General features: G+C 67.5%; 10 protein-coding genes. 5 read left to right on the top strand and 5 right to left on the bottom strand.

What is annotated here, in order from left to right; all coding sequences use genetic code 11:
* Positions 1 to 16: 16 nt before the first annotated feature.
* Both A6A25_RS15215 and A6A25_RS15210 read right to left on the bottom strand, forming a co-directional pair.
* Entirely contained in the window at positions 17 to 991 is a 975-nt protein-coding gene (locus A6A25_RS15215; protein WP_143193164.1) for a tetratricopeptide repeat protein, read from the bottom strand.
* 150 nt (positions 992 to 1,141) lie between these two features.
* A complete protein-coding gene (locus A6A25_RS15210) occupies positions 1,142 to 1,516 on the bottom strand; it encodes a hypothetical protein (protein ID WP_073889879.1) in 375 nt (124 codons plus the stop codon).
* A 151-nt stretch (positions 1,517 to 1,667) separates the two neighbouring features.
* Here A6A25_RS15210 and A6A25_RS15205 point away from each other — a divergent pair, with 151 nt between their 5' ends.
* Genes A6A25_RS15205 through A6A25_RS15185 form a run of 5 tightly spaced genes read left to right on the top strand, consistent with a single transcriptional unit; the run spans position 1,668 to position 5,521 of the window.
* The gene (locus A6A25_RS15205; protein WP_073889876.1) at positions 1,668 to 1,949 is read left to right on the top strand and encodes a helix-turn-helix domain-containing protein; all 282 of its coding nucleotides are present in this window, start codon (positions 1,668 to 1,670) and stop codon (positions 1,947 to 1,949) included.
* Positions 1,949 to 2,293, top strand: coding sequence for a WhiB family transcriptional regulator (locus A6A25_RS15200; RefSeq protein ID WP_073889873.1), 345 nt, complete (start codon positions 1,949 to 1,951; stop codon positions 2,291 to 2,293). Before A6A25_RS15205 ends, A6A25_RS15200 begins: the two co-directional genes overlap by 1 nt.
* Positions 2,290 to 2,619 (top strand): hypothetical protein, encoded by a 330-nt coding sequence (locus tag A6A25_RS15195; protein WP_073889870.1) that lies wholly within the window; start codon positions 2,290 to 2,292, stop codon positions 2,617 to 2,619. Before A6A25_RS15200 ends, A6A25_RS15195 begins: the two co-directional genes overlap by 4 nt.
* A 14-nt stretch (positions 2,620 to 2,633) precedes the next feature.
* A complete protein-coding gene (locus tag A6A25_RS15190; RefSeq protein ID WP_073890145.1) occupies positions 2,634 to 3,413 on the top strand; it encodes a hypothetical protein in 780 nt (259 codons plus the stop codon).
* Positions 3,410 to 5,521, top strand: coding sequence for a cell division protein FtsK (locus A6A25_RS15185; protein WP_073889867.1), 2,112 nt, complete (start codon positions 3,410 to 3,412; stop codon positions 5,519 to 5,521). The genes A6A25_RS15190 and A6A25_RS15185 overlap by 4 nt, the downstream gene beginning before the upstream one ends.
* A gap of 243 nt (positions 5,522 to 5,764) precedes the next feature.
* Here the strand turns inward: A6A25_RS15185 and A6A25_RS15180 are convergent, their stop codons facing one another.
* Genes A6A25_RS15180 through A6A25_RS15170 form a run of 3 tightly spaced genes read right to left on the bottom strand, consistent with a single transcriptional unit; the run spans position 5,765 to position 6,834 of the window.
* The gene (locus A6A25_RS15180; protein WP_143193163.1) at positions 5,765 to 6,325 is read right to left on the bottom strand and encodes a hypothetical protein; all 561 of its coding nucleotides are present in this window, start codon (positions 6,323 to 6,325) and stop codon (positions 5,765 to 5,767) included.
* Positions 6,315 to 6,638 carry a hypothetical protein gene (locus tag A6A25_RS15175; RefSeq protein ID WP_143193162.1) on the bottom strand — a complete coding sequence of 108 codons (324 nt, stop codon included), beginning with the start codon at positions 6,636 to 6,638 and terminating at the stop codon, positions 6,315 to 6,317. The genes A6A25_RS15180 and A6A25_RS15175 overlap by 11 nt, the downstream gene beginning before the upstream one ends.
* A complete protein-coding gene (locus A6A25_RS15170) occupies positions 6,616 to 6,834 on the bottom strand; it encodes a hypothetical protein (protein ID WP_073889860.1) in 219 nt (72 codons plus the stop codon). The genes A6A25_RS15175 and A6A25_RS15170 overlap by 23 nt, the downstream gene beginning before the upstream one ends.
* Positions 6,835 to 6,934 lie beyond the last annotated feature (100 nt).

Genomic DNA, 6,934 nt, shown 5'->3' with positions numbered 1-6,934 from the left:
TCCGCACCTGGACCCATTACCCGGCCAAGGCTGCGTGACAAGCCACTAGGTTGGTGATGGCGTTGTGGTCGGCGAGGCGCACGAGTGCGCTGCCGCGCCATCTGGCTAGGTGTCCGTCGTTGAGGAGTAGGTGGGGCAGCTCGGGGTCGATCGGGTTGGTGGGCAGAAGTGCTTGTGCCTCATCGAACGCGCGTAGGGACTCGTCGTGGTGTCCGGCCGCTGCGAGTCCTTCTCCGTGGGCTGCGGCTAGCCAGCTCCGGAGGAGGGACGGTGCGCGGTTCTCGGCTACGTAGCGCGCGTACTCCAGCAACTCGACTGCGGCGGCCGGTTCGCCGATGTCCAAGAGGATCACAGCTTGCTGTGCGGAGGCGTGGGCGAGGAGGAGCGGTGAGTCTGCTTCGCGGGCGGAGACCTTGGCGTCCTCGTGGTACTGCCATGCCTGTAGTTGGGAACCTCGGTCGAGTGCTGTCCAGCCGGCGAGAGTGCGTGCGTCGGTGAGGATGGCTGCCAGGCGTTCGCGGAGTTGGGTGCTCACGCTGAACGTCTTGACGCTTTCCATTTGGCGGACGAGGTTGTTCAACTGGTCGAGAACGACGACGGCGCCGAAGCGTGCATCGGAGTTGCGTAGATCGTTGACTTGGCGTTGGAACAGGTCGACTGTGTCGCGGTCGATACTGCGTGCGACAACCAAGCGGTCGCGGAGTTCTTCGGCTGATTCGTTGAGGTGTTCTGGCGGGAAGCCTAGTTCTTCGTTGGTTCGGCCGTAGAACTCGCGGAAGAGGCGTTGATAGCCGGGGTCGGTTACTTCTACGCGCCCGTTCTCCCAGCGGGACAGCATGACGGAGAGCGCTGACTCGCTGGCTACTGGGATGCCTAGGGTCTTGCCTCGCGTGAGGAAGTAGCGGACGACCTGTGCCTGTGTGCGTCCGGCTTCCCTGCGGATGGCCTGTAGCCGTGTGCGCGGCGGGTCGCCGCGTCGTTGTCCTGCCACGTTCTCCCCCGTCCCCTGAGGCCGTGACCTGCGAACTTAACTCCACCTAACACGTGGGGCGTTAGCCGCTGACAATTATTTCCACCCCCTGCTCGGCGGTCTGCTGTTGCCATGACAGCGACGCAGGAACCGCCGAACGACACCCGCGAATCAGTCCTTTCTTCGCGACTCGTCGTCAAGCCGGTTGGTGAGCGTGCCGAGTTGGGCGCGCAGTCCGCGAATCTCGCGGATGATGGTGTTCAGCAGCGGGATCACCGGGTTGTCGACCTGTGCCGCGGTCGGGTCTGCTTCCGGCGGGTTTTGGCCGGTCAGAATCGCGGTCAGGTGCTGCGGGTGCCAGTCGAGCGCGATCGACAGCGCTTCGAGAGTGCGCGGATTGCGTCGGCGTTGGATTCGGCCTTGCTGGATCTCTCGCACGATGGCGAGCGAGACTCCCGACTTCTCGGCAAGTTCCCGCTGCTTCAGCGCCAGCTCGGTCGCGCGGGCGTTGACTGCCTCCGCGACTGCCGACCAATCCTCTTTCACGTACGCCTCCGTGCTCCGCCCTCAGCGCCGACGTTAGCGCGCGGTTCAGGGCGATTCCGGAGCTATGACTGAGATCAGCGGTGATTGACCGATAATCAACGCTTATGTCAGCGCTCCGAGCGGTGAAATCAGTCTTTCGGAGGTGTGACTAATGGCTGCGACGAGTGGAGCGGCGAGCCGCTCACCACTGTTCTACACAGTCGCTGAGGCCGCGCGGATCATGCGCGTCGACCCCGCGACCGTCTACCGGGCGATTCGCGAGAACGCCTTCCCCGCCGTCCGGCTGCGGACGCGCTACGTGGTCCCGGCCCGTGCTGTCGAGGAGTTGGCGGAGCAGGCCGCCGAGTCGGGCGAGGTTGTGGACGTGGCCCGTGTGGCTGCCGAGCGCCGTACGGCCCGTGAGGTTGAGCGGCTGACCGGGGGTGCCTCGTGATGAACCCGGAGAACTACTACGAAGTGGTCGCGGCGGATCTCGATCGGTTCGCGGAGGTGCCGGACGAGGTGTTGCTGGAGATCGTCACGCGGGACGGTCGGTGCTTGTGGCTGGTGCCGGCCGACGAGGTGCCCGAGTGGGACGAGGAGGAACTGACCGATCGGGAGTTGGCTGCTCGGTTGTGTGCCGAGTGTCCGGCGAGGCGTGCGTGCCTGGAGTTGGAGTTGCGTACGGCCGGTGCCGACACGGTCGGTGTGTGGGGTGGCCTGTCCGACGAGGAGCGGCGCGCCCTGTACCCGGTGTGGCTGGCTCGGCGTGGCCGGATGGGTGGGCCGTCGTCATGACGATCAACCTGACCGTTACGCAGGTGCTCGCCGGTGTCGGTGTGCTGCTGGCGCTGGTGATGGTGTGGCGGGCCGGTTCGCGCAAAGCCAAGGCTGCGGCGGACACGGCGCGGGCTGGTGCCCGGTTGCTGTCGCTGACGGGCCGGGTGCTCGTGACGGCCGGTGTCATCGTGGGCGTGCAGTGGCTGGTGATCACGCACGGTCGGGACTCCACGTTGCTGTGGGTGGTGCTCGGCCTGCCGGCGCTGTTCTCGGCCTACACGCTCACCAAGGCGTTGACCGTGACTGCGGTGGACGGGCCGCGTCGCAGGGGTGATCGACGGTGAGCACACCGAAGGGTGTGGGAAGGGTGGTCGCCTTCGGGCGGCCACCCGCCGCGCCGGACGAAAACACGGCAGCCAGGCTCGCCAGGGAGGCTGCCGAGGCTGCGCAGCTGCGGGCGCACCAGGCGCGGCCGGACGTGGTGGCGTTGCGGGTCGAGCGGGTACGGGCGCAGGTCGACCGGTTGTGCTGGGCCGGGATCGTGCTCGGTCTCGGGTTCACCATGACCAACGTCCAGCACTTCGCGGCCGGTGACGCGGCGGTGTGGTCGTTGCCGTGGTTGGCAGCGTGGCTGCTCGATCCCACGGTGTCGCTCGTGCTGCTGGCGATCCTGCGCGCGGAGCAGGTGACCGCGCGGTATCGGGTGCGGACGGGGCCGTGGGTGCGGCGGGCGAAGTGGTTCACGCTGGCGGCCACGTACGTCATGAACACGTGGGCGTCGTACGCGGACGGGTCGTTGTCGGGGATCGTGCTGCACTCGGTCCCGCCGCTCGTGGTGTTCGTCGCGGCGGAGGCGGTCACCGACCTACGGGACAAGCTGACCGAAGCGGTGTCGGCAGCGTTCACGGAGGCCGACCAGCGCAGGCCGGTGACCGTTCATGAACGACAGCCGCGAACGAGCGCCAGGAGCAAGCGTCGGACCACGTTCGGGGAGTACCTGGCGGCAGCACGGGCGGCGTGGGTACCAGAGGTCACGGTGACGCCGTCGTGGGTACGTGAGGTCACCGGGTGCTCGCGTGGGATGTCCTCGCGGCTCGCGGCCACGCTCGTCCGTGAAGTGGGCGGAAGCGGGTCATGAACGGTCGGGAGGTCGTGAGCGCGGTTCTTGAAGGCGAGTTCGTGAACGACCAGCCGCCACGGAGGTCGTGGGGACAGCGGCTGGTGGACTGGTGGCAGCGTTCACCGCGTGTGCCCGGTGTGCTGAAGTCGCGGCGGCTCGTGGTGCAGGCCGTCAAGGATCTCGTGGTGGCGGTGCTGCGGTCGCCGTTCCGGTTCGTCGGCGCGGTCGCTCGTGGGCTCGTGGTCGCGGTGCGGTGGTGGCGTTCGTGGGTGCGCGTGGCCGACTACCGGGCGGCTGCGGAGCAGTCGGAGAAGTTGGCGGACAAGTTCACCGACATTCGGGCGTTGGCGTTGTTCCGGTGGAAGGTCACCGGCGCCAGCCTCGCGGCCATCGGTGTGGCGGTCGCGGTGCTCGATCTGGTCTACGGGCACCGGGTGCTGTGGATCGGTGGTGGAGTGGTCGCAGTCGCACTGGCGGTGCTCGGCCGCCGCAAGGACGGCTCACCGGGCCGTAAACCGGTGCTGGCCGGACCACGGACGCTGACGTGGACGATGGACCCGCAGGTGCTCGTGGACGCGTTCCGAGACGCGAAGCTCATCGGCAAGGACGAGTCGCTACGGCTGGTCGAGCGAGCCACGAGACAGGGTGAAGGGTGGGCGGTCACGGTGGATCTGCCCGCGACCCGCAAGGCAGCCGACGTGGTGAAGAACCGGGAGGCGTTGGCGTCGGCGCTCGCGGTGGATGAGGTACAGCTCATCGTGGAGCGCGTGCGGGGCAACGGTGGCCACGCGGGCAGGGTCGCACTGTGGGTCGCCGACGAAGACCCGTACGGCTCGCCTCCGCTGCGGACGCCGTTGCTGACGGTGGAGCGGTGGGATGCGTGGCGGCCGGTGCCGTTCGGCCGTGATGCGCGGCAGCGGCGGGTGGACTTGCCGTTGGTGTGGACGTCGTTGCTCGTGGGCGCGATTCCAAGGCAGGGCAAGACTTTTGCGGCACGGTTGGCAGCCGCGGGGCTGATCCTGGACCCGCACACGCGGCTCTACGTGGCCGACTTCAAGGCTGGAAAGGACTGGTACGCGGCGGGACAGGTCGCGCATCGGTTCATGGCCGGCGACGAGCCGGCGCACGTCCTGGCGCTCGTTGACTGGCTCGTGGAGTTGGTTGCCGAGGTGCAGGGCCGCTACCGCCGGATGCAGGACCTTGACGACGAGGTGTGTCCGGAATCGAAGATCACGCCCGCCATGTCGCGTGACCCGAGTCTCGGGATGCCGGTGACCGCGATCTTTATTGACGAAGTCCAGATCCCGCTGGAAGACCGGACACCGTTGGAGGTGCAGGACAAGAAGGTCACCGCAGGCGAGTACGTGGGCGAGCTGCTGACGTGGCTTGCCCGCAAGGGACCGGCCGCCGGGATCGTGCTCGTGTTGGCCACCCAACGACCGGACAGCAAGACGATCCCCAGCAACCTACGTGCGGTACTCGGCTCACGGTTCGCGCTGCGAGTCATGGACTGGCGTGACAGCAACATCGTGTTGGGCGAGCAGATGAACACACGCGGCTACGACAGCAGCCGACTACTGGCCACGCACAAGGGCGTCGGCATCCTGCGACCGGACGGAGAGACCACCGCAGGAGCTGACGTACTCGCCACCACCGTGCGGACCTACTACATGCCGAATGAGGACTGGCGAGCCATCTGCGCCCGTGGACGCGCGCTACGGGAGGCAGAGGGCACCTTGTCCGGCCACGCGGCCGGACAGGACAACCGGCCGATGCTCGACCACGCCGCAGTGGCGAAGGCACTCGGAACGGTCGCCGAACGCACGACGGAAGTGGAGGTGCCTGAACCGCTGGCGTCCGTTGTGGACTACCTGGGTGACGATCTCCAGCCGGGTCGCCGTGACTTCGTGCCCACGGCGGAACTCGTGGCGGCGCTCGACGTCGAGCCGACCGCATTCGGTCTACGCATGGGCGAGTTCGGCTGCCGACCGACCCGCGACCGGATCACCACCGACGACGGCGTGCGCCAAGTGCGCGGCTACCTCGTCGCTGACATCCGCGCGGCCCTGACCGCTGTCCGGGAGGGCTCGATCGTGGACGGAGAGGTGGTCGAGGATGACCACTGACCCGTCCCCAACCCCGTCCCACGCTGGTGGACCCGTCCCACTGGTCGTGACACCCCTGAAACAGCCTCTCACCAGCACAAACACGCTCTTGTGACGGGGTGCAGGTGGGACGGGACACCCGTCCCAGACATGCGAAACGGCCGTGTGCGGTGCCATCCGAATGGATGGTTCGCACACGGCCGTCCCGTCCCACAGGTGCCGGGGGAGGCGTCCGGCACCCCATGCCCAACCGTCAGGGCGCGGTCAACGACGGTTGGAAGTCTCCAGCGCCAACAGGTCCGCCAAGTCCGGGCCGCTCATCAGCAGCCCGTCACACTCGGCCGGCGACACGAGCCACCGTGTCCGATGCCCTTCGACCACGGCGGGAGGCAGCGGCAGCATCGCGCCCCGAGGGAAGACCAACCTCTCGTCCAACCCCTCTGCCGACGACACCACGAACACGGCCGACTCGATCAGCAGACCGAGTGTCGGAACGGGCAGCATCACCACCGGCGTCGGCGACGTGCGGAACGCCTTCGACGCGACCACCCGCCGCGCCGGCTCAGGCTCCACCACCACGGCGGTCATCAGCGTCCCGAGAACGGCCAACGCGGACCGCGTGACGTTGCCACCGGAAACCGGCCACAACCGCCGAACCTCCTCCGGGTCCAGCGTCGCCATAGCGGGCGACGACAGCGCCAGCGCGTCACAGTCGGCATCGGTCACCGGATCGACGTAGGAGTCACCGACCCACAGCGCACCCGGCACCACTGGCCACCCGCGCGCCACGCACTCCAGCGCGGTCTCAAGCCCGTTAGCGCCCATCCTTGCCCCCGACCCAGAAGATCCGGGGAATCGCGCTGCCACCGGCCCGGTAGAAGATCAGCGCGCTCTCAGCCGACTGAAGACCCATGCGCATCCCACCGTGCACGCTGATCACCTCGACACCGGTCTTGGTGGTCATCCCCCACGCGACGATCTGCAAGTCCTCCGGCGGCCCGAACGTCTCCTGAACCACCGCGAACACACGCGGTGCCTGATCGTCCACGAACTCCTGTACCTCACCCACGACCTTCGGGTCATCGAACAGCGAGACGGGCTGCTCGCCGTCCTCCTCATCCACCAGCGTCAGGCTCATGGTCACCTTCCCTCTGCTCCTCGCGGATCTGGCGCACCTCGTCACGCGCCCACACCGCCGCTTGAGCGCTCTCCTGGCATTGCCGGACGTACCGCCTACCGATGACGACGAGGTAGAGCACAGGGATCACGAGCCACACCAGGAACAGCCCGATTCCGCCGTAATCACTCGCCAGCTCACTCCACACCACGATCACCACCTTCGACGATTCGCTGACTTCAGCTTGCCGAGCAGCCCCGAAGCGGTAAATGACCTGCCAGAGACCTAGCTGGACCTATGGGGCCTAGACTGGTCAG

The organism is Saccharothrix sp. CB00851 (assembly GCF_001905065.1).
Taxonomy (GTDB): domain Bacteria; phylum Actinomycetota; class Actinomycetes; order Mycobacteriales; family Pseudonocardiaceae; genus Actinosynnema.
Note: the sequence above shows the minus strand (reverse complement) of the source record. Positions and strands in the feature narration are given on the sequence as shown.